We start from the raw sequence: 23,889 nt of genomic DNA, 5'->3' as shown, positions 1-23,889 counted from the left end.
GCCCCTTTTCAGATTATAGTTAATATACTTGAACAATTTGATATTAGCACCATACGAAAGCGATTACAATCACAAGCAATCTTTTGTGAAAGTTTTATTTGATTACATCTAATGCCTCAAAATGGTATAGTTTAGGTATGGTAAAAAACGATTACGGGGTGATTGTAATGGAACAAAAATATCAAAACGTGTTAGTACCAGTTGATGGTTCAGGCGTTACCAATAAGGTATTGGAGCGGGCAATTGACGTTGCCAAAGTAAACGATGCGCATTTGGACATTTTAAATATTTTAGAAGTTAACCAATTTAACCAAACATACGGAAGTGCTGTAAGCGGCGACGTTGTGTTCAAGCTGACTGAAAACACTGAAAAGAAACTTGAAGGATTAAAACAAGAAGCACTTGATGCCGGTGTCAAAGACGTCAATATTCATATTCGTTTTGGAAATCCAAAGCCAATTATTGCTAGAGAATTTCCCAAGGATCACCACAGCGATGTGATTGTCATTGGTGCCACTGGTTTAAGCGCCGTTGAACGATTAATCATCGGTTCCGTTACGAGTTATGTAACCAGAACCGCATCGTGTGATGTGTTGATTGTCCGACCAGATAAAAAAGCTGGAAAGAATCAAACCAAATAATACTTAATGATTGAGCCGTGGCAATAAACATTCTGTCACGGCTCTTTTTTATCTCGAATATGAGGAATTGAACATGATGAATAAATATTGGATATTCAACGAAACCGTTCCTGAATCCATGAACGGCGAATCATTAAAAACGCTGTTAAGTCAATATTGGGAACTTCCAAAACACCTGGTATACAGCATCCGCCATGGCGAAAGAGTATTGGTTGATGGAAAATACCGACCGGTCAACTTCCCGGTTAAAACTGGTGAAAAAGTTCAGCTGACTTTCTTACCAAGCGATTTTGTTTCGCCATTCCCAGATGTCGCAGCGGATTCAGCTGCAACTGTCAACATATTGTATGAGGATTCGAATTTGGCCGTTATCAATAAACGGCGTGGCGACAAGACCCACCCTAATCAACCGGGTGAAGTTGGCGCAACAATCAACCATTTGGCAGCTTATCTGGAAACTGAAAACACCCTTCCCTATATGATTCACCGGCTGGATCAGGAAACAAGCGGGGCAATGATCTTTGCCAAGAATCCGGCGGTGGTGCCCATCCTGGTTCACGACATTGCCAGCAAACAGATTACCCGCAGATATTTAGCATGGGTTCAAGGAACCGGCCTTTCTCAAACCGGCACAATCAATCTGCCAATTGGCAGGGACCCGGAAGATAAACGGAAGCGCAAGGTTAACGGAATGGGCGCCGTTCCTGCAATTACCTATTATGAGGTCATTAAAGAAGTCGGAAACGCCTCACTTCTTTCCATTAAATTAGGGAGCGGACGAACCCATCAAATTCGGGTTCACTTTGCAGCCGTCGGCCACCCTTTAATTGGAGACCCGTTGTATAATTCTAGTAATGAGAGCGATTACTTGCTGCTTCACTCATGGAAGGTCGGCTTGGCTTTGCCCTTTTCAAGGAAGCAAAAGATTGTTACCGCGCCAATTCCAGCCCACTTTATTGAATTTCAGAAAAGACTGGAAAAACGCCATTAGAATTTGCATGCAAGCCATGCACTAAGGAGTTTGCAATGTCAGAAAAGTTATTAGCATCACATTCTGCAACGGAATTATCGAAAATGATCCGTGAAAATCAAATTGATCGAGTGGATTTGGTCCATGAACTGATTGATACCGTCAACGCAAACAATGATCAATTGAATGCTGTTACAAGTTTATGGCCGGAACGCGCTCTAAAAATGGCAAAGGAATTTCATGATACCGGTCAGGCATTCGCTGGAATTCCAATCCTATTAAAAGGGTTGGGCCAATCCTTTAGAGGTCAGCTTGATACTGGCAGCTCGGAGTTGCTGAAAGATAACGTTGCCCCTACTACCAACAACTTCGTGCAGGGATTACTTGCTGCCGGGCTGATTCCAGTCGGCGAAACCAATGCCCCTGAATTTGGCTTCAAAAACATTACCGATTCCAAGCTTTATGGGAATGCTCACAATCCGTGGAATACTGATTTTCAACCTGGTGGATCTTCAGGAGGGTCAGCTGCAGCGGTTGGGGCCGACTGGCTGCCAATTGCGGCTGGAAATGACGGTGGCGGTTCAATTCGAATCCCTTCATCATTTTCAGGCACTATCGGCTTAAAGCCCACTCGTGGACGAGTCCCAACCGGCCCGGGTGAATGGCGAGGTTGGCAGGGTGCCTCCATCAACTTTGCCATTACCCGCTCAATTACTGATACCGCAAATCTGTTAGATGCCCTGACAACCGTTCAAATGGCCGCCCCATTTCAAGTACCGTTACCTGATCAGCCATTTGCAGAGGCTCTTAACCAGCTGCCCAAGGATATTCACATTGCCTATTCAACCACTTCACCAGTTGGGACCCCGGTTTCCGATGAGGCAGTCGAAGCCGTGGAAAATGCCGTCCGGTTTCTCAAGGATGCCGGATATGACGTTATCCCAGCTGATGCCCCCATCGACGGAGTTGGCTTGATGCAGACGTACTATGTCATGAACGCCGGTGAAACCGCCACGATGTTTTCCAACATGCATTTAGATGACAAGATCATCAAGGAACATGTTGAACCGTTAACCTGGGCGTTAAATGTGACGGGTCGTTCGGTTTCAGCAGTTCAGTACAGCAAAGCCCTGACTTTCTGGGACAATATCAGTAGCGATATGGATGATTTCCAGCAGGAATTTGATTTGTATTTGACTCCAACGACTGCTCATCAAGCACCTAGAATTGATCGAGATTTGGTTTCTGAAGCCAACATGAAAAAAATGCAAAATATCGAACAATACGATTCTCAAGAGCAGCTTCAAATCATTTGGGATCAGTGGCTTCCTGCATTGACCCTTTCACCATTTACACAACTCGCAAACATTAGCGGCCAACCGGCAATCAGTCTGCCGACATATGTTGGTAAGAACGGGCTGCCTTTGGGAATCCAGTTTATCGCCCGGAAAGGCCGGGAAAACTTGCTGCTTCAAATTGGGAAATTGTTTGAAGATCAGCAACAGTTCAAATTGTTAAATTAGTTTTGATTTAAGGGGAGGACGATCATGAAGTTACGAAAGAATAATCCAACTTTTAAAAAGTTCACAGTGACGATGGCTGTGCTCACGCTGTCAACACTGGCAGGCTTGAGTACCTTGAATGGCGGCCAACCAACCACCATTCAAGCTGCTCAGACAAAGATATCTGCTTCCAAAGATACCAACGAACAGATTAAACCCAGCAAAGATCCTGCCGATGAGCCTTCACTCGTCAAAGGAAACGTTAAGGGTCTTTGGTCCCAAGGCTATTCTGGCCAGGGAATGGTTATTGCAATTATTGATACTGGAATTGTGAGTCATCGTGACTTTCGATTGTCAGATAACAGTACCGCCAAAATTTCAAAAAGTGACGCAGAGAAATTCATTTCTCAAAGAGGCTACGGAAAGTACGTCAGTCCTAAAATTCCGTTTGCGTACAATTACGTAAACAATTACGACACTGACGTCATGTCAAACGACATGGCCGGATATCATGGCTTATCAACTGCAGGATACACAGCTGCCAATGGTTCAAAAAATAATAAAGATAAGAAGTACGTTTTGGGAATGGCGCCTCAAGCTCAGCTGCTGAATATGAAAGTCTTTGGTGGCTTTTCAGACGAATTTCCAAACGACGTTTCCCGGGCAATTTATGACGCTGTTGCATTAGGCGCCAACGTTATCAACATGTCATTCGGCCAGGGAGTTCCCGCTCAATCCCTGACCAACCAGGAGCAGGCTGCTGTTAAGTATGCCACTGATCATGGTGTGTTTGTTTCAATTGCAAGCGGTAATTATGCTCATTCCGGTTCATTAAACACAGACATCAACGCCGCTTCAGATTCACGGACGACCGTCTTTGATCCTGCCAACTCCGGGACGGTTTCCAATCCAGCAGCTGCCCCAAGCGGCATGGCAGTTGGATCAGAAAATACGCTGTTAGGTGACAAGTTAGCAATGGAAACCATGTCAGCATGGGGGCCAACGCCTGAATACTTTATGAAGCCCGACATTACAGCACCCGGCAATTTGGTTGCATCCACTGCCCCACATAATGGGTATGCAATTGAATCTGGGACATCGATGGCTTCACCATTTATCGCCGGATCAGCGGCAATTGTCATGCAGAAGATAATGAAAGATCAACCCAATCTGAAAGGCTCGGATTTGGTCAATGCCGTCAAAATTGCTTTAATGAATTCGGCTCAGCCAATGCAGGATACATTATTCAAAGGCCACGTTGTTTCACCAAGAGTTCAAGGCGCCGGCCAAGTAAATGTTACCAACGCAGGTAATTTGAAATCATCCGTTACGGATGCTGCCACGGGAACTGCATCGGCTGCTCTCCATCAGATTGGTCAATCAAGCAAATTTGCGTTAAACGTCACCAATCATAGCAACACCCAGGAAACCTATACCCTGAACACTTCCAACGGTCCATGGACGGAATCCCGAAAGATGGATAAAAAGTATGGAACCGGAACGGTATATGATACCCGGATACCTGGTGCAACACTCACGCCAGATCAATCGCAGATAACCGTTGATCCAGGTAAAACCGTCAAAGTTGGCTTCACACTGGACCTCGGTAACCAGGCAAAACAAAATAGTATCGCTGAAGGCTATATCAGCCTAACAAATTCAGACGCCACTCAAAACTTGTCTGTTCCATACATGGGCTACTACGGTGACCCAACTGACGAACAAGTTCTCGATAAACCTGCCAACCAAAAGGGCAGCATCTTTGGTGGTGGATACTTGCTGGATCGTCAAAACACCATGTTGGGAATTAGCGATCGAACTTCCCTGTCCGGATATGTCAATAAAAAAGGAACCTATGGTGATTCCCAGATAGCTTGGGGAAATTTGCCACCTAAAATCCAAAATGATAAGGTTGCGTTCTCACCAAATGGTGATGGCAGCCAAGATGCTGTTTATCCATTGGCGTACACCAAGCAGAGCCTTGCAAACGCCCAAATCAGAATTTTAAATTCAGCTGGCAAAGTCGTTCGAGTGGTTGATTCTGAAACCAACATTGATAAATCATTCTCCGAAATTTATGGTGCCCAAATTGATGATATGACCATGGCTGTTTCCATGAGACTTCACCCATTTGCATTTACGTGGGACGGAAAGCTTTACGATCAGTCCACTGGGAAGATGAAAGCAGCACCAGATGGCCAATATCAATACCAGATTGTTGCGACAAATTACAATGACGGCAACAAGAAAGTCCAGACGATGAACTTGCCGGTTAGAGTCGATAATGCCGCTCCAACAATCAATCATGCAACGTATAAGAATGGTAAGTTGGCTGTCAGCTACAACGATGTTGGTGCCGGGTTTACCAAGATGTCTGCCATGGCTACCAAAGTAGGTAAAAAGGCATTTGGTGTCAGTCTCGGAAACGATGGCAATAATAACAAAGGTAACATTAAATACAACTTTACCAAAGCCCAACAAAAGTTGGCGCTGAAGTCAAAGAAAATCAAGCTCACGATTTGGGATGTGGCCGGTAATAAAGTTACCAAGACAATTAAACTCAACAAAGCCAAGGTTCATAGTCTTCCAAGCAACGCCAGCCAAATCAAGTGGAAGCTTCAAACCACACAGCTGCCAAAGCTGGATAACCATGTCATGAACACAGTTACAACCCGTTTTTACCCATCAAAGGGAATTTCCTTCTCAGGCTTAAATGACAATAATATCACGTTGATTAACGCGAACAGTAAGGTCTACAATGCCAATACGCATACGTTAACGATCCAAGGGAAAGTCAAGAATCCTAAAGATAAATTGATTATTCTGAAGAGCGTGAATAAGAACAGCAAGGATAACAAAGTCAAGATCGATAAGTCCGGTAACTTTAAATACACCATCCAAGTAGCACCGGTTGGTCAACGGGGAATCGGATACTTCTTAACCACTCCTGGCAAGAAGAAGTCCACCACTCAAAGTGGAACCCTCGAAGTTATTACTGATACCGTTGCACCATCGCTTGACCTTTCATCAAGCCTGACTGGAAATCAAACTAGTCACAATCAGTATTCAGTCAGCACAAACGATGATACGATTCACATTAAAGGCAGTGTAAATGATAATGTTAGTGGTGTTCGTTTAACCATTAATGGTAACAACATTTACCATCAACAAAATGATGCCGGTTTTACGAACTTAACCAACCCTGGTGAAGATCCAAATCCTTATCCAATTCACCAATTTGATGAAACATATCAATTGAACAATGGCGAAAATATCTTCACAATTTCAGCAGTTGATCAAGTTGGTAATACGGTTACTAAAGTCATTCATGTAACTCGCAACTAATTGAATATAAACAAAAAAAGAACCTCGAAATCTAAATTAGATTTCGAGGTTCTTTAGTTTTAGTAATTAATTATTAGCAATTAAATTACTTCTTGAGGCCTTCCCACTTCCAGTTAACAACTTCTGGAAGATCAGTACCTTCTGAACGAATGTAAGCATTGTGCTTATCAATCGTATCATTCATACGTTGGATGAAGTAACTACCCTTAACTGAGTAAGCTGGAATATCTTGAACAGCTTCCTTAGCAAGATCGAAACGATCCAATTGGTTCAAGACACGCATGTCGAATGGTGTAGTGATATCACCATTTTCACGGTAGCCATGAACATGAAGGTTGTGGTTGTGACGGTCGAAGAAGATATCCTTGATAAGTCCTTCGAAGCCGTGGAATGCGAAGATAACAGGCTTGTCAGTAGTGAACAAGTTGTCAAAGTCTTCATCACTCAATCCACGAGGGTCAACCTTAGGTGAACGAAGCTTCAATAAATCAACAACGTTGATGTAACGAATCTTCATTTCTGGGAATTCCTTGTTCAAGATTGAGATAGCAGCCAATGCTTCCAAGTTAGGTTCTGAACCTGCGGCAGCAAAGACAACATCTGGTTCTTGACCTTGGTCAGTTGATGCCCAGTCGATGTAGCCAAGACCATTCTTAACGAGGTTTTGTGCTTCATCCATTGTGTACCATTGACGACGTGGGTGCTTTGAAGTAACGATCAAGTTGATCTTTTCGTAAGTTCTGAATGCAACATCACCAACAGCTAACAATTCGTTAGCATCAGCTGGAAGATACTCACGGATGAATTCAGGCTTCTTCTCAGCTAAGTGAGTTAACATACCTGGATCTTGGTGGGTATAACCATTGTGATCTTGCTGGAATACTGTTGAAGTATCAACAAAGTTCAATGAAGGATATTGCTTTCTCCAGTATTGTTCTGAAGCTTTACGCAACCACTTCATGTGTTGAGTCAACATTGAATCAACAACACGTCCGAATGCTTCGTAAGTAGCGAAGAATCCATGACGACCAGTCAATACATAACCTTCAAGCCAACCTTCTGCTTGGTGTTCTGAAAGTTGTGAGTCGATAACACGACCATGGTTTGAAAGATCTTCATCATATGGTTCGTGAATGTCTTCCATCCATTGACGCTTTGAATCGTCAAGTAAGCTGTAAAGACGGTTTGACTTAGTTTCATCAGGACCGAATCCACGGAAGTTAGTTGGGTTAAGTTCTGCAACTTTTTCCAACCAGTTTGACCATTCAATCATATCTTGCTTCTGAGTAATACCACGATCGAATTTAACTTCGAAGTCGCGAACATCAGGGAGCTTCAATGGTTCTGGCTTGATACCACCGTTAGTGATTGGGTTAACTGACATACGCTTGTCACCCTTAGGAGCAACGGCGCGAATTTCTGGTTTAATAGTACCATTTTCATCAAATAATTCTTCTGGCTTGTATGACTTCAACCAGTTAATAAGCAAGTCTTTGTGTTCCATTGAACCTGCAGCAACAGGAATTGGAACTTGGTGAGCACGGAATGAACCTTCGATTGGGTTACCATCAAGATCCTTCTTAGGACCAGTCCAGCCTTTAGGTGAACGAAGAATAATCATAGGCCAGTGTGGTAACTTAACGTTATCAGGTGTTTCGTTTTCACGAGCATTCTTTTGAATTGATTTAATTTCTTCAATAACATGGTCAAGAGTCTTGGCAAAGTCTGCTTCAACCTTGGCATGGTCTGTATCAGCGGTTGCTTCAACAAAGTATGGATCCCAGCCCATTCCTTTGAAGTAACTAGTTAAGTCTTCGTCACTCATACGTGAAAGGATAGTAGGGTTAGAAATCTTGAAACCATTCATGTTAATGATAGGAAGAACAGCACCATCAGTAATTGGGTTGATGAACTTGTCAGAGAACCATGAAGCAGCCAATGGGCCGGTTTCTGATTCACCATCACCAATTTCAACAGCAGCGATTACATCTGGGTTGTCTAAGATAGCACCGGTACCATGTGAAAGTGAGTATCCAAGTTCTCCACCTTCATGGATTGAACCTGGGGTTTCTGGTGCGGCATGAGAAGCAACTCCACCTGGGAATGAGAATTGCTTGAACAACTTAGCCATACCTTTTTCGTCTTGGCTGATATTTGGATAAATATCTGAATAACTGCCATCAAGGTATGAGTTGGAAACCATAACTTGGCCACCATGACCTGAACCTTCGATGTAGAACATGTTCAAATCGTATTTGTTAATAACACGGTTCAATTCTGCATAGATAAGGTTTTGAGAAACGATAGTTCCCCAGTGACCAATAGGCTTAACCTTTACATCTTTAGCTTCTAAAGGTCTCTTAAGCAATGGGTTGTCGCGCAAGAACAATTGACCTACTGAAAGGTAATTAGCGGCACGCCAGTACTTATCAACTAGTTCCAAATATTCTTTGGAATCGTAATCTACTGTCATTAATTAACACTCCTTCTTCGATTTAGCAACAAACTTCTGTATAGAATGTTCGTAAAAATTCACCAATATGAATTGATCAATTTACATCACTAATACTAAACGAAATTCTCAAAAAGTCAACCTTTTAAAAAATTGATACGGTCCAATATTTTGTGACTCAAAATCCTATACTTATAAGCTATTATGGACGATATCAAATCGTTAGTCCACCATTATCGTTGTTTTGTAACAAAATTTTCAGAAAATTTACACGGTTTCATTTTGAACAAATCCAAATGCAATTGTAATCGGTTTTTTTTAACTAACATCGTAAGCATGTACCCATTAAAAATCATCGGTGAAACAGCCGTTTACAAGGCTTTTCAGTCCACAAAAAATCGGAAATCGATTGTTAAAATCAATTTCCGATTTACATTTATTTTAATTTTTAGGTTTAAACCAATTCAAATGACTAATTAATTCGGTTCCCTGTGGGGTTGCAACCCAAATGGCAAACAAAATGAGAACTAATCCAATTGCTGCCAAAATCCATTTAACTGCTGCACGGTCTTTTTGCCGGAATCCATAAACAATCAATTCCAATCCTATAAAAGCCGTAATTATTGTGATCCAAAGACCCATCGTTTTTCTTCCCTTCATCAGGTTAGTTGATATTTCGCTGTTTCATTTATACACTGCTCACGTAAACACTGTCAACGTGTTCGTACCGCAACGCCGTGGCTATTTATCTTCGTCCAAGTTAACAAACGTGTTGTAGTTCAAATATTTATAATGAATCCGCATATTTGAGACTTCGAATGGGGTTCCGTCATCCAGGAAGAAGATACCTTCCATCACGCCGACCGGTTCCACCGGCTTCAAGCCAAGCAGTTCCTGATCCTCTTTGGTTGACGGATCGGCGGTGATTGTCATAAACGATTTGGTAACGGAAGTTCCGGTTGCATCCTCAAAGTAGTTGAAGATTGAGCCTTCCACCCGTTCACTGTTGAGTTCCGGTGCAACCCGGATTGGGATATAGCCTAATTCGATCATGAACGGCTTGTCGTCAAAAGAACGAAGTCTTTTAATTTCGTACACAAATTCACCCGGGTTTAGGAATAGTTCGGTTTGAAGCTCCTTACTTGCGGGGACAACTTTGAAGTCCAGCAACTTAATTTGGGGTGTTTGGCCATCACTCTTAAAGCTGTCGGTAACCCCCAGGTTGGACCCTTCGTATTGAAAAATTGTTTGATTCTTTTGGTAAAGCGGATTAATAAACGTTCCCGAACCACGTTTTTTGAAAATGATCCCCCGGTTTGCCAAAACATTCAAAGCGCGTTTAATTGAACTGCGGCTAACACCATAAGACTCGCTGAGGCTTCGTTCATCAGGCAGCTTCTTTGATGCAAACTCGTTTGCCTGAATACGATTCTTCAAGTCCTTCATGATATTGCGATATACTAAATCAGCCATTTGTGCTCCTTATTAAATCGTTAAATTGATCTGCTGAAATAAAGTATAACAGATTATCTTCTTTTGTTCAGACGGATTACCCACCCGATTGTGATAAAATATTCCTGAGGTGTTATGAAATGTCAAAGAAAAAGAAGAATAAGGTTCATAAAACTTTAGTTGAACAAATTTTAGATAAACACAAAATTCCGTTTGTCCAAATGGAATTTCCAACCCACAAGGAAGGCGACGTTGAACAAATCAGTGTCGACCATGTAGATACGCCCGAACATCAGATTTTCAAGACTTTGGTGTTCTCTGGTAAGAAGACCGGTCCGGTTGTCGGTGTTGTTCCGGTTGATGAACACTTGGACGAAAAAAAGCTCGCCAAAGTTTCCGGCAACAAAAAGGTCAACCTGGTGCCATTGAAGGATCTACTGAAAACCACTGGCTACCAACACGGTGCCAACACGCCGATTGGGATTTGGGAAAAGTTCCACTACCCAATTTACGTTGACCAGGAAGCCAAAGAAATGGGTGAAATCATCGTTTCATCTGGTCAAATTGGCCGCTCAGTCAAAGTTGACGCCCAACAAATGGTCGATCTCATTGGCGGAAAATTTGCCGACATAAAGGAATGACTTAATGCTTACAAATATTTTGACAAACATTGGATTGGTACTCGGACTCACGATCGGAGTGCCATTTCTTTTTATCTTTTTACTCTCATCAATCAACCATCGCACCAAGCAGCAGATTGCCAACCGTTTTGGAATTGGCGGTCAAATTGGCTTCGGCTTTCTGGGAATTATGATTCATGAAGCCAGTCATCTGCTGATGGCACTTGTGTTTGGCCACCATGTTGATCAATTCAGATTAGTGCGCATCCCCACCGCTGACAACGACACCCTGGGGTACGTTCACCACACCTGGAATAACCGCAACCTTTACCAAAATATGGGCAACCTCTTCATAGGTGTCGCCCCAATTTTTGGTTGCTGCCTGACAACTTTATTATTGGCCAAATTCACCATTCCTGAAGTTTACCAATCATTGATCATGTCCACCCACCAGTCATTTAGCCAAATGACCTTCATAATGCCAACGTTCAGCTGGCCTAAAATGCTGATTTTTCTGGTGGTTGCTGCCAATATTTGCATCGGCGGCTTTGACCTCAGTCAGGCTGATTTTGAAAATTCCAAACAAGGCTTCTGGCAGGCAGTGCTCTTTTTAGTCCTGCTAACGCTGGTTATCTCAGTCACACCATGGCAGGAAAGTCTGTTCAGCCTGCTGTATCACTTCACTGTTATCATCGTGGTTATCTCATTATTTAATTTGCTGATTTCATTGGTCATGAACCTGATATTTCGCTTTATTTAGTGCCATTCCATTCGTCAACAAATTCAGCCACAAAATCACGCATGACCTGTTGACGATGCTCGGCAATTTTCTTGGCAGTAGGCGTATTCATCTGATCCTTTAATTTGAACAGCTTTTCGTAAAAATGGTTGATAACCGTACCGTGTTTGCGATACTCAGCCTTATCCATCCCCGTCCGCGGCATAATCCGTGGATTATACATAATTTCGCCAAAGTGGCCTCCAAAGTAAAATGTGCGGGCAATTCCGATGGCGCCAATGGCATCCAATCGGTCGGCATCCTGAACGATTTGGCCTTCAAGCGACAATTTGTGATGGGTTTTTAGATTGGCGCTGTATGACATATTATCAATAATCTCAAACACTTTTTTAACAAAGTCCTGATCATACCCAACCCCGATTAATTCATCGGCAATGGCTTTTCGCTTAGCTTGCGGATTGGTGGTGACTTTGTCATCACTGACGTCATGAAGATATGCCGCAATAATGACTAAGCCTTCATCAGCATCTTCACCCTTTAAAATTAATTTGGCCAAGCTGACCACCCGCTCAATGTGGGTGTAGTCATGGCCGGTCGTTTCATAGCCGAGTTCTTTTTGAACGAACCCGCGAATTTGTCTCAATCTATTTATCATGTGGAACTCCTTTAACTTACTACAAATATTGTCAGGAAATGAATCCAACTATTAACAGTATATCTGTTCTCATTTGAAAAATCTTTAATCGGCCGTAGATAAAGACTATCAGAATCAAAGCCCCAGCTAAACGGAAAAACGTTTAACCGGGGCTTTAGTAATGCTATATCAAATCTCAATATTTCGTTTACTGGATTGCATACACGGATCGATTCTTCAAAGCAGCTTTATAAGCCGCAACAGCTAAGTTAACCTGGCCAACCCCGTAAAGTTGGCTGGTGGCTTTTTTGATGGATCCGGAATTATTAACATATCTCAGCATCGCATATAGCGGAGTGGCTTTCTGACCTGTCCGCATAGCGGTCGTGTTGACGTATTTTTTGGTGGCAGAATTGTTGGATAACGCAATGATCGCTTCAGCTGTTGAATTAGCGTTGGGCGTAGTCTTACCAGCATAGGTATAACCAAAGGCACCGTTCCCTTGCGCAAGTCTGTAAAGGAACTTTTGGCCCTTTTGAATACTTGATTCAACTGTTGAAGTGTTGGATTTGCCCCGATAAAGCCCCGTCAGCACCATACTGGTGACATCAGCATCTTTGGCACCTTGAGCATTATTGTAAGTCCAACCGTTATTTTTCAATTGCGATTTAACCAACCGGGCACTCAAGCTGGCCTTGCTAAACTTGGCACCGCTTGGTCGCTTAAATCGACTGCTCATGGAAACAGCAATTAAGGTCTCGGCTTGGGAACTGGCCGTCTGCTTTGAGATGCTTGTCCGATAAAGCCGGGAAACAAGATTTGTCCCCTTCTTGTGATGATAAAGTTTGAAATTAGTGGCATTCATCCCCATTGCCTGAACGGCCATGACCGCATTGGCCAAGCTGGCGGCAGGCGTGCTGCTTTTAACAACCAGATTTTTGCGTAACAAATTCTTTTCGTGACTTGTAAATTTGTAGTGGTTGCCTCTTAATCCAAGTAGAAAGTCGGAATAGCCGGATGCTGCTCCGGTGTCCGGATATAATTTACGGCTAAAAATCGCACTGGTTTTGCCGGATAAGCCCGTCTTATTTTCTTTCAACATCTTTTTGGCATAACGATACGTCAGTGCGGTACGCCGGTGGATCGTAGAAGTGGCCGCTTTATGGACGGAAGCGTCAGCCGCGCTTGTTGTAAATGTGACAGTTGCCAGAATTGCTGCAGTCGATAACAGTATGTGTTTTAATAATTTGTTCATCATATATCCTTTCTTGACGAGAATCGAAATGCTACTTGTTATAATTCATCGAAATCTTGTCGCCATCCTTCACGACATATACGCCCATTGAGCTGTTGGGCTCACTGCCGTTAACGGAATACAGCCAACCCGTCATGGTTCCGGCAGGGCCAGCGTTATAGCCATTGATACCTTTAACATAGGCGGAAATTCCTGAGCCACTGATTGTGACTGCCAGATTGTTCTTGGCTGCCAATGCTTTCAATGCATCCAGAGCAGTCGCACCTTTGGTAAGGGTGACACTCCCGCTGGCAAGCACGGATCCATTCGCATTAACACTAACGGTAACCGTTTCGTTGGTGGTATCAGTGTTTGAACCGGAATTGTCATTTGTTCCAGAACCATTTGTGGAATTGTTGGTAGAATTGCTTGTCGATGATCCATTTGTCGGTGTTGTTGGGACTGTTGGCGTTGTTGGAACGGTTGTTGATGTCGACGTCGACGTTGATGATGAGCTTGGTGTGGTTGGAGCTGGCGCCACTGTCGTTGAACTGTCAGTTGTTTGATGACTGGTCTTGGCAATTTTGGTTGCCATCACCAGTTTTTTGTTGCCTGAAACATAACGACCGTTAGTTAACAATAAACGGCTTGTGCGGCCGTAACCAACGACTTTTCGAACGGCCAGTGACCGATTCTTCTTAACATGGTGCTTTTTATTACTGAGATAGCGATTGCTATACTCATTAATCCCTTTGGAACTGATAACTTTGATTCGGGTAACTTTAGCAGAATAATAAGCATTTGCAAAATGCTTACGAGAAGCTAGCGTATAACCGGTCTTGCCGCTGTTAACATTTCTAACCTTATAAACGGGTCTTCCCTGGGTGTTGGTTGTTTGTCTGATTACCAGGAACATTGGGCGTTTAGTTCTGCTTTGCTTATGATAAATCTTGGCTAAATGATGCTTGGTAAAATGAGTGTTTCGATATAATTTAACGGTTGTTAATGCGTATACATATGAACCTTTGGTACTCTTGTGCTTTGTCGGAGTGGTTGGCTTAACAACTGGTTCAGCCGAACTGCTTGAAGCTGCTGACGAACTCGACGAACTTGATGAACTTGGCTGATTGATAATGGTGGTGTAATTGTTATTAATAACGGTGCCACTGGTTGAGCTGCTGTTGTCATTTGTATCAACGATTTTAATATTGTTAATTGAGGCAACTCCAACTGCCCGGTCGGCAATTGCCGCTTCACTGGTCGTGTCGCCGTTGATCTTGGTAATGTACGTTTCAAGCGTTTGGTTGATTGAATTGATTGCCGTTGTCTTGTCGGTTGTTGACGCCTTTGAGTCATTATTAATGGCCTGTCTTTGAGCGGCTGCTGCCGTATTTAACTTTGCCAGTTCACGGGCTCTGAAAGTTGGATTTTGGGCAAATGAGAAGATCCAACCCTGACCGCCATCTTTGGTAAATTTAGCCTGTTCTAAGGTGTAAGTAGCTTGTTGCAGCAGCATGGAGTTGCTGTCGGAAGAAACGTCCTTTTGATCCAGTAAGCGCTGAACAGGTGCTGTATAGCCGGACTGCCCGTTTAACGAGGTGTACACATCAACACCAGCTGCAGCTAGACCATTAGTCATGGTGATATTGTTATACTGGTCTTCCTTGTTGGCGGCATCACTGGTACCAAAGCCACCATCTTTCAAATAATAATGATTTTCAACTTCAGTCACCGCTTTTTGAATTGCAGCGGGAACTCCTGGTTGACCCATGTTCATCGAGAGTGCCAGAATAGCCCGGCCAGTAGGATCAACATCACCCCAGCTGGTCTTCCAAACACCTGTCTTGGAATCTTGGGCAGCCAGCAGGCGCTTCGTCAACGTGGCACGGGCAGTTTCACTTGCCTTACCATAATTGCCGGTGCTTAAACCTTCCAAGTCATTGATACTGGTGTACAAATCAACTTTATCGCTCTTAAGTGCGGGATCGTTAATAACTTGAGCGGCCAGATCCTTCTTTTCCACATTTGCTGGATCTTTGCCAAGTGCGCGAAGCCCAATCATGCCGGCAACGTTTGAGACACCAGCAAGGTCTTGATCCTTTCCGCTGATAAATCCGTTTGTGGTAATGATGGTATTGTAAGCATTTTGCGTCTCAGCATCAGTAATGCCATTATCGCTGGTTGCCAAAATTGCGGCATCCCAGGCATCAAGTGACGTCTTTTGGGAAGTCAGCTTAACTCCGGTCGTAATGGCTGAATCTACATCAGCAGCGGTGTCTGCTTTGACAAAATTACCACCGCCAACAAATAGCAGGAACATCCCTACTACCAGTGATATCCAATAAACAAGCTGTTTTTTCTTCATGTGTCTGCTCTCCTCCAAATAAATAGTGATGAAACCCTCAACAAAATAAACAATTGAACACAACAAAAAAGCCCAGCTAGTATTGCTAGCCAGGGCCGTTTCTTTAATCACTAACAACCTATATTCAGACATTGAATTTGAGCATACGAAATATCCGATAGATACGCTATTAATTGACAAAGCCGACCCTAAGAAGCTTTGCAATCGGCATAACAAACGTATCCTGACTTGATCTCGTCCTACAACTGTCCTCTTTCCAGGGTAACCCAGTGAGTTCTGACAGCTTCGTCAATCTTACAGTAGCGAAGGGGCTGTAAAGGATTTTCACCTTTTTCCGTTTTATTATGCTTCTTTACACTGAAAAGTATAGCATATCATCACCCATAGTTTATGGGCTTTTGGAAATTTGACTAAAATATCTCAACACAAAAATAACGGCGTGATTCCAAGGAGAACTCGGAATCACGCCGTTAAAGAAACGAGATTAAAGTTTTAGTTATTTGTGAAGCCAAACACTCATCTGGCCTTCGTCCCGGTTAGCCCATGAGTAATAAGGAATCAGGGTTAACTTGGTTGAAGCTCTTCTAGGAGCCTTATTGAACTGGTAAAGGCTGTCAGAGTCGTCTTCTGTTTCAACTTTGGTTGCATCGTTGGTTGTCAGGACACCGACACCATTCAATAAGTCATCTTGATATGCAAAGTCAAAGTGGGGAACCGTGTCGAGTTGGTAGTTCCAAAGATTGCCGGGGTTATCAACCTGTTCTGCACAGTATACGAGTGGGCCGCGTTGAACAGCAACATCATCCGCATTTGCCCGTACTTTAGAATTGGCATAAATCAAATTTGTCTTCATATCCAGGACAACTTCAATAGATGTTTTTTCGTCAGTGATCGGAACAATGACAATGCCATCTTTTCCGTCCGCGTCAATCACCTGATTGTTAACAGTTATCTTAAATGAATCTCTGCTCCAGTTGGGAATTCGAACTGCAAAATTAAAGTGAACATTTTCCGGATTGGTAATCTCAAATGTCGCGGTACCATCCCATGGTAAATTACTTTCTTGATCCACTTTGATTCCATCACTAAAGGTTGTTGAATTAGCAATATACTGATGGGCAAAGATAGTATTGTCCTTAACTTCGTAAAGATAACGATCCATAGAAGCAATCAATCGGGTAATGTTTGATGGGCAGCAAGCTGTTCCAAACCAAGCTTGACGGCGTGGCAGAACATGTTTCTTATCAGGATTCTTAGCAGATTCGCTTGGATTAACTTCCAACGGATTTACATAGAAATAATGGGTTCCATCTAAAGCCATTCCACTTAATGCGCCATTATAGATTTCTTTTTCGATTACATCCCCATACTCACCCTTAAAATCACCGGCAAGCATCTGACGAGCAAAGAAAGTCATCGCAACTGAAGCACAAGTTTCGCCGTAGTCGGTATCGGTTGGCAGGTCATAGTCAAAGGTGAAGGCCTCACCAGTGGATGTTTGGCCGACGTTACCAGTAATATACATTTGTTTTTTGACAATGTCATTCCAAATTTGTTGAGCCGCGTCTTTTAAGTCTTGGTCGCCAGTTACCCGGGCAAGGTGAGCCAAGCCGGTTGCCAAATAAACACAGCGGACAGCGTGACCGTGAGCATTGGTTTGTTCCGTTACAGGCTTATCTGCGTAGTAATATTCATTACCAATCGTATTGAGATCTGGCCAAAAGGCATTGTCCCAACCATCGGCTTCATTTTGCTTATCGAAGAAATCCGGATCCTGACCACGTTGACGAATGAAGTAATTTGTCAGATTCAAATATTCTTTCTTTCCAGTTACTTCGTAAAGTCGCATTAATGCCAATTCGATTTCAGGATGACCACCATAACCGTGGATCTTGTTGTCTTCAAGGCCAAAGTTGTCCTCTAAACAAGCCGCCATCTTTTCAGCGATATCAAGGGCCTTTTGATTGCCAGTTGCTTCAAAATAGGCAACCCCGGCTTCAATATAATGACCCATTGAATATAATTCGTGAGATTGTTGAAGTCGTTTAAACTTTCTTTCAGGAAACTTGATTTGGAAAATTGTTGAAAGATACCCATCCGGCTCTTGGGCCTTGGCGATCAAATCAACAACCGCATCGGTTTCAGCCTGTAAGTCCTTGTCTGGATGATACTGAAGTGTGTAAGCTGCTGCTTCCAGCCATTTATAGACGTCGGTATCTTGGAAGTTCATGCCGACATGTTTACCTTTGCTGATTCCTGCAGCAATCTTCAAGTTTTCAATGGCATGGCTTTGCAGGCCGTCTTGGTAAGCTTCCTTATCAGTAAATGCATCATCACCAATTGTCGTATCATTTTTGTCGCTGATTGTTTCGTATTGATATGGGACCACCACGTTAGCGACCAAATCGCGGTATCTCGTCCAAAAGTCAGACGTAATTTTTACTTTATTAATTGATAATTGAGTTGTTGCAGTTGGCTTTTTCATTTGAATTGTCCTTTCATATCCAAAAAGCAATATCCATAATATAGCTTATATTGTAAGCGAATTCAGATGGCAATTGGGGAACGTTTTCAATAAAAAAGTGACAGTTTTTTAGTCATTCACAATGGGCCCTCAAATTCTGGATAACCCCATGGCATCAACGCCTAGGCTCTAGATTTGTGAGCTTAGGCAACTTTATTTTTAACAGTTTTAATAAAATGATGGGTTATTTTGACCAAGTAAGTTACCAGTCCAAATGAGGCAACCGCAAACACTGCGGCACCGATTCCCAAAGCAGACAATCCACCAGTTGAAAGGATTGCTGATCCAACAGCTGACCCGACCGAAATCCCCAAATTTGAGAAAATCGAATTAAACGAGGACGCCAAGACCATCGACTGGGGATAATCGGACTCTGCAATCTGCATAAAATGAATCTGAATTGGCGCATTTAACAGATACATCGCCATTCCCATGATCAATAGGAGTGGAAATCCCAGGGTTTGAGAATGAATAAAAAACGGCATCATCAAAAACACCACTGACTGGACAATATAGACCCATGGCATCCGAGTCAGACTTCCGTGACTGGCAAGAAAGCCTGAAAATTGATTGCTGAATATTGACGCAACCCCATAAACGGCCAGCAGCAAGCCAAGAGAAGCAACGGAAAATTTCATCATCTCCGTTAAAATAGGTTGTAAGTACGTATAAACAACGTAGGTCCCAGCCAAATTGCACATGACCAGCGCAGAGCCAATGATGACCCGTCTGTCACGCACAATCGCCAACTGACCCATGAGTGAACTTTTTGTTTGCTTGATGTGCTTAGGCAAGAGCCAGACAACGGCCGCCAGGCAAGCAAGTCCAATAATCGTGATTAATAGGAAAGAATATCGCCAGTTCGTTGAATTGGCGATCAATGTTCCAACCGGAACCCCGACAACTGAGGCAATACTAAATCCGGAAAAGATCCAAGATACCAGCATTGGCCGCTTTTGAATTGAGACAATGACCGTTGCAAAAGACATTGCCAGTGAAATAATTGGCCCTGCAGTTAATGCCGTGATTACCCTGGAGGCAATCAACTGATTAAACGATGGTGCCAGGGCGGTGTAGGTATTGCCGGCAATAAAAATTCCCATCAATATGACGAGTACCTTGAACCGGTTAAATTGACTGATAATCGTATTCACAATTGGCGTGGAAAATGCGTATACCAACGCAAACAAGGTCACTAAAAATCCGGCTTGCGATGTTGACACATTAAAGCCACGGCTGACATCTGATAAAATTCCGACAATGATAAATTCATTGCACCCCAGAACAAAACCAATTAAAACTAAAACAATTGATTGCAATTTGGTCTTCATATTCGTTTTCCATCCTTGATTAAATTCATCCGCACCCCATTTATGCAGTCGCCTCGTTGACTGCAATATATCGAAAGAGCGCATAGCTTGACCTATGTATTTTAATCGTTTAATCTAAGTTTGAAAATACACATTTTTTAATAATTAGTCGCATTATTTAAGGGGCGAAGAATCATGAGTTATCTTGCATTGGATATTTCCAAACCAGCCTTTTTATTCTTCATTGGTGAATTTTCGTTTGACGGCCAATGGGAACATCCCGTCAATCAGCATCAAGCGGATTTTGAATTGATATTAGCGGAAAAAGGAACGCTATCCATTCTCGTCAACGACCGGCCGTTTATTCTTAAACCCGGTGACGTTATATTAGTACCACCCTATGCCAAAGTGACTGGCAATGGGAAGATGACCCAGCAGATTAATTTTTACTGGCTTCACTTCTATTGTGATTACAAAGTTGTTGATTCAATTGACGACGAATCAAAAGACCAACTGATTTTTTCAAGCAAGTTTCACGTTAGAGATATCAATGACATTCTGATTTTGCTGAGCGAACTCATGAATATGGAAATGGACAGAAAAACCAACGAGCTGCCATTAAACCTCTTAACAACAACTATCCTTGCACGACTGAACATTGAATGTTCACGCAGGGCAAAGAACACCCACTTATCCGCATTGGTAAGTCAGTCGATAGAATGGATTCGGGCTAATATAAGTACTGATTTGTCGATTAAAGATGTTGCGCAGCACTTTGAGGCCTCAAATGCCTATCTTACGCAACAATTTAAGCACGATTTAAATATCACACCACTCCAACACTTGTTGGGATTAAAGATTCAAGCCGCAAAGGTCTTGTTGGTGAAAACCAACCTGCCAATTTACGAGATTAGTGAGAACAGCTACTTTAGAAACGAGAAGAACTTTATCCGGGTTTTTAAAAAGCACACTGGGATCACACCATCCAATTATCGCAGGCACTTTGCCTATCATCACCAAAACAATCCATTTGTTGATCCCAGCATCCCGATTCCTCGGGAGATGCAGGAGAAATATCATATTCAATATAAGTAGTTGATAAATCGTTTGTGTAGAAAAGCCGTTAGCCACATTGTTTGTGGTTAACGGCTTTTGTCAGTTGATGATTGGATTTTCTGCTAAGATATTGCAGAAATTTGCTACATTAGATTGGATATTTTTGGCTCTTTTCTGGTTTAGTCGGCCTTTGAGGACAGCTCCGACGGCCGGTGGAACACCTGCCTAGTCCTGTGGGCGACGACCCTGGTCCCTACTACATAACTAAAAAAAGCCAGTGATGAGTAAATCACTCATCACTGACTTTTTCTAGTTATGCTCCGGGACCACCCAGGTCTCGTCGCTCACTACTTTTCTACATTCGTTCCTTCATAATCGTCAATCATAATTTGCTTCAGATCGGCAATCAAAGGTTCCTTAGGGTTGGCAGTTGTGCATTGGTCTTCGTATGCCAATACTGACAGACGATCAAGAGCTGCATCGAATTTGGCTTTGTCTACGCCCCAAGCCTTCAAGCTTAAGGTTACGCCTACTTCGTGGGCCAACTTGATGATTCTTTGAACCAATCCTTCGATTAATTCATCGTCGGTCTTGCCTTGGATACCAACGTAACGGGCAATTTCTGCGTAGTCTTTGTTGGCACGGAAGTACTCGTACTTAGGCCATGCGGCGATCTTTTCTGGTAATTTGGCATTGTAACGGATGACATGAGGCATGGTGATTGCAATTGCGATACCATGGGTCAAGCCAAACTCACCGCCAAGTTTATGGGCAACTGAGTGGGTAATTCCAAGGAATGCGTTGGCAAATGCCATTCCGGCAAGAGTTGCGGCGTTATGCATTTCTTCCTTGGCGTGCATGTTTCCATTGTATGAATCTGCCAAGTTGTCAAATACCAACTTGATAGCTTGAAGTGACAATGGACGAGTGTAATCTGATGCCATTGTTGATACGAATGATTCGATACCATGGCATAACGTATCCAAACCTGAAGCAGCAATGTTACCCTTTGGTACAGTTTCAACAAATTGTGGGTCAACGATGGCAACATCTGGTGTCAATGCGTAATCAGCCAATGGGTACTTAACATGAGTCTTTGAATCAGTAATAACAGCGAATGGTGTAACTTCTGAACCAGTACCTGAAGTGGTTGGGATAGCGATCATTTGAGCCTTCTTAGGCTTCTGGAAGCGATAAGCACGCTTTCTGATATCCAAGAACTTCTGCTTTGCACCGAAGAAGCTGGTCTTAGGGTCTTCGTAGAATAACCACATGTTCTTAGCGGCATCCAATGGTGAACCACCACCAAGGGCAATGATTGTGTCAGGCTTAAATGCGTTCATTTGACGAACACCTTTTTCAACGGTGTCAGTTGTTGGATCTGGTTCAACACTTGAGAATAATGAATATTCGATTTCATTTGGACGACGTTTCAATTCATCAAGAACCTTGTCAACGTAGCCAAATTCAACCATTTCTGGACTGGTTACGATAAATACCTTATTGATTCCAGGCATATCCATCAGGTAACGAACTGAAGTCTTTTCAAAGTAAACACGAGGTAACTTAATCCATTGCATATTATTTCGTCTCTTTGCGATAGTTTTGATGTTCAAAAGGTCATAGTCGGTAACGTTATGAGAAATTGAGTTAGCTCCCCATGAACCGGTACCTAATGTTAATGATGGTGTCATTTCGTTATAAAGATTACCAAGACCTCCGAAACCACCTGGTGTGTTAACAAGCACACGGGCTGCCTTCATCTGTTCACCGAACTTGAGGGCCAAGTCGTCATCCAAAGTTTGAATGCCGGCAGTGTGTCCCATTCCACCGAAGTGAAGTAATTCGTCACAGAGCTTAAATCCTTCTTCATGGTTCTTAGCTTTGTAAATTGAAATAACTGGGCTCAACTTTTCAGCTGATAATGGGTATTTAGGACCAACGCCGTTAATTTCAGCAGCTAAAACTTTGGTATTGTCGGGAACTTTGATTCCAGCCAACTTAGCAATAACCTTGGCTGATTTTCCGGCAATCGGGCCTTTAACGGCACAAGTCTTAGGGTTGAACATTGCTTCAGCCAACTTGGCTTGGTCTTTCTTTTCTACAAAGAAGACACCGTTCTTAACTAATTGTTTCTTAACTTCAGCGTAAATATCAGTATCAATAACTGCACTGTTTTCAGTGGCACAAATCATACCATTATCAAAGGTCTTTGAGAGAACCAAATCATTTACGGCACGAAGAATGTTAGCAGTCTTTTCGATATAAACAGGGCCGTTACCAGGTCCAACACCTAAAGCAGGCTTTCCAGTTGAGTAAGCTGCTTTAACCATGCCTGGGCCACCAGTAGCAAGTGTACTTGCAACGCCTGGGTTGTTGATCAACTTATCAGTTGCTTCAATACTTGGCTCTTCAATCCACTGGATACATCCTTCAGGAGCACCAGCAGCAATGGCAGCATCACGAACAACTTTGGCAGCTGCAATTGATGACTTCAAAGCTTGTGGATGGAAACTAAAGATAATTGGGTTTCGAGTCTTCATTGAAATGATGGACTTGAACAATGTTGTTGAAGTTGGGTTGGTAACTGGTGTAATTCCAGCAAGGACACCCAGAGGTTCAGCAACCGTAATCAATTGGCGTTCCTTATCATCTTTGATAACACCAACAGTCTTGTGGTCGCGAATACTGTGCCAAATTTCTTCAGTAGCGTACATATTCTTGATAGCTTTATCTTCAGCAACACCACGGCCAGTTTCTTCATAAGCCATGATTGCAAGATCCATATGTTTGTCTTGGCCGGCCATTACCATTTGGTGAGTAATGTGGTCAACTTTTTCTTGGTCAAATGAATCCATAATTTCAAGAGCTTTTTGTGCTTTTGAAACTAAACCGTTAATGACAGTATCGACATCAGTCTTTGCTGCTTTTGTTTCTTTTGCTTTATTATCAATCATTGATTTTCCTCCAATGAATCGTTTGTAGGTTGTTTGAAATATGTTATCTTTTTCACAAGACTTATAATATCACGTATTGAAAAAATGT

General features: G+C 42.8%; 16 protein-coding genes and 1 riboswitch. Of the genes, 7 read left to right on the top strand and 9 right to left on the bottom strand.

The features are described 5' to 3' along the window. The first annotated feature begins 167 nt into the window (after positions 1 to 167). The 4 genes from DNL43_RS06570 to DNL43_RS06555 all read left to right on the top strand — a co-directional run bounded on the left by DNL43_RS06570 (position 168) and on the right by DNL43_RS06555 (position 6,458). A complete protein-coding gene (locus DNL43_RS06570) occupies positions 168 to 641 on the top strand; it encodes a universal stress protein (protein WP_054769146.1) in 474 nt (157 codons plus the stop codon). Between the two features lie 73 nt (positions 642 to 714). Then, on the top strand, positions 715 to 1,632 hold the full coding sequence (locus DNL43_RS06565; protein ID WP_179286801.1) for an RluA family pseudouridine synthase: 918 nt from the start codon (positions 715 to 717) through the stop codon (positions 1,630 to 1,632). A gap of 35 nt (positions 1,633 to 1,667) precedes the next feature. Beyond that, positions 1,668 to 3,134, top strand: coding sequence for an amidase (locus DNL43_RS06560; RefSeq protein ID WP_095344860.1), 1,467 nt, complete (start codon positions 1,668 to 1,670; stop codon positions 3,132 to 3,134). A gap of 24 nt (positions 3,135 to 3,158) precedes the next feature. Next, complete coding sequence (locus DNL43_RS06555) at positions 3,159 to 6,458, top strand: S8 family serine peptidase (RefSeq protein ID WP_225364694.1); 3,300 nt, start codon at positions 3,159 to 3,161, stop codon at positions 6,456 to 6,458. Between the two features lie 85 nt (positions 6,459 to 6,543). On the opposite strand, the gene DNL43_RS06550 is transcribed toward DNL43_RS06555, so the two are convergent. The 3 genes from DNL43_RS06550 to DNL43_RS06545 form a co-directional block, all read right to left on the bottom strand. Continuing rightward, on the bottom strand, positions 6,544 to 8,931 hold the full coding sequence (locus tag DNL43_RS06550) for a phosphoketolase family protein (protein WP_054769149.1): 2,388 nt from the start codon (positions 8,929 to 8,931) through the stop codon (positions 6,544 to 6,546). A 420-nt stretch (positions 8,932 to 9,351) separates the two neighbouring features. Beyond that, positions 9,352 to 9,570: a hypothetical protein gene (locus DNL43_RS12090; RefSeq protein ID WP_191991389.1), complete on the bottom strand. Its 219-nt coding sequence runs from the start codon at positions 9,568 to 9,570 to the stop codon at positions 9,352 to 9,354. An 81-nt stretch (positions 9,571 to 9,651) separates the two neighbouring features. Beyond that, a complete protein-coding gene (locus DNL43_RS06545) occupies positions 9,652 to 10,383 on the bottom strand; it encodes a GntR family transcriptional regulator (RefSeq protein ID WP_056981309.1) in 732 nt (243 codons plus the stop codon). A gap of 119 nt (positions 10,384 to 10,502) precedes the next feature. Between DNL43_RS06545 and ybaK the strand changes: the two genes are divergently transcribed. Together ybaK and DNL43_RS06535 are read left to right on the top strand one after the other, a co-directional pair. Further along, on the top strand, positions 10,503 to 11,003 hold the full coding sequence (gene ybaK / locus DNL43_RS06540; RefSeq protein WP_056981307.1) for a Cys-tRNA(Pro) deacylase: 501 nt from the start codon (positions 10,503 to 10,505) through the stop codon (positions 11,001 to 11,003). A 4-nt stretch (positions 11,004 to 11,007) separates the two neighbouring features. Beyond that, positions 11,008 to 11,742, top strand: a complete 735-nt coding sequence (locus tag DNL43_RS06535; RefSeq protein ID WP_056981305.1) for a hypothetical protein — start codon at positions 11,008 to 11,010, stop codon at positions 11,740 to 11,742. Here the strand turns inward: DNL43_RS06535 and DNL43_RS06530 are convergent. The 5 genes from DNL43_RS06530 to DNL43_RS06510 all read right to left on the bottom strand — a co-directional run bounded on the left by DNL43_RS06530 (position 11,735) and on the right by DNL43_RS06510 (position 19,809). Beyond that, on the bottom strand, positions 11,735 to 12,376 hold the full coding sequence (locus tag DNL43_RS06530) for an HD domain-containing protein (protein WP_054769151.1): 642 nt from the start codon (positions 12,374 to 12,376) through the stop codon (positions 11,735 to 11,737). The two genes, DNL43_RS06535 and DNL43_RS06530, sit on opposite strands and share 8 nt — an antisense overlap. Positions 12,377 to 12,563: 187 nt before the next feature. Next, positions 12,564 to 13,610 (bottom strand): prenyltransferase/squalene oxidase repeat-containing protein, encoded by a 1,047-nt coding sequence (locus DNL43_RS06525; RefSeq protein WP_056981303.1) that lies wholly within the window; start codon positions 13,608 to 13,610, stop codon positions 12,564 to 12,566. A gap of 31 nt (positions 13,611 to 13,641) precedes the next feature. Next, positions 13,642 to 15,954, bottom strand: a complete 2,313-nt coding sequence (locus DNL43_RS06520; RefSeq protein WP_156645043.1) for a DUF4430 domain-containing protein — start codon at positions 15,952 to 15,954, stop codon at positions 13,642 to 13,644. Between the two features lie 196 nt (positions 15,955 to 16,150). Further along, positions 16,151 to 16,347: riboswitch (cobalamin riboswitch) on the bottom strand. A gap of 103 nt (positions 16,348 to 16,450) precedes the next feature. Continuing rightward, entirely contained in the window at positions 16,451 to 18,439 is a 1,989-nt protein-coding gene (locus DNL43_RS06515) for a glycoside hydrolase family 127 protein (RefSeq protein WP_156645041.1), read from the bottom strand. 182 nt (positions 18,440 to 18,621) lie between these two features. Next, positions 18,622 to 19,809: an MFS transporter gene (locus tag DNL43_RS06510; RefSeq protein ID WP_056981298.1), complete on the bottom strand. Its 1,188-nt coding sequence runs from the start codon at positions 19,807 to 19,809 to the stop codon at positions 18,622 to 18,624. A 174-nt stretch (positions 19,810 to 19,983) separates the two neighbouring features. Here DNL43_RS06510 and DNL43_RS06505 point away from each other — a divergent pair, with 174 nt between their 5' ends. After that, positions 19,984 to 20,883 carry an AraC family transcriptional regulator gene (locus tag DNL43_RS06505; RefSeq protein WP_156645039.1) on the top strand — a complete coding sequence of 300 codons (900 nt, stop codon included), beginning with the start codon at positions 19,984 to 19,986 and terminating at the stop codon, positions 20,881 to 20,883. A gap of 308 nt (positions 20,884 to 21,191) precedes the next feature. Here DNL43_RS06505 and adhE read toward each other — a convergent pair whose 3' ends face one another. After that, positions 21,192 to 23,801: a bifunctional acetaldehyde-CoA/alcohol dehydrogenase gene (adhE, locus tag DNL43_RS06500; RefSeq protein ID WP_056981296.1), complete on the bottom strand. Its 2,610-nt coding sequence runs from the start codon at positions 23,799 to 23,801 to the stop codon at positions 21,192 to 21,194. Positions 23,802 to 23,889: the final 88 nt, after the last annotated feature.

Origin of the sequence: Lentilactobacillus kefiri (assembly GCF_009739535.1) — a bacterium.
GTDB classification, from domain to species: Bacteria; Bacillota; Bacilli; order Lactobacillales; family Lactobacillaceae; genus Lentilactobacillus; species Lentilactobacillus kefiri.
The sequence above is the reverse complement of the archived record's forward strand: the minus strand, read 5'-3'. Positions and strand labels throughout refer to the sequence as shown.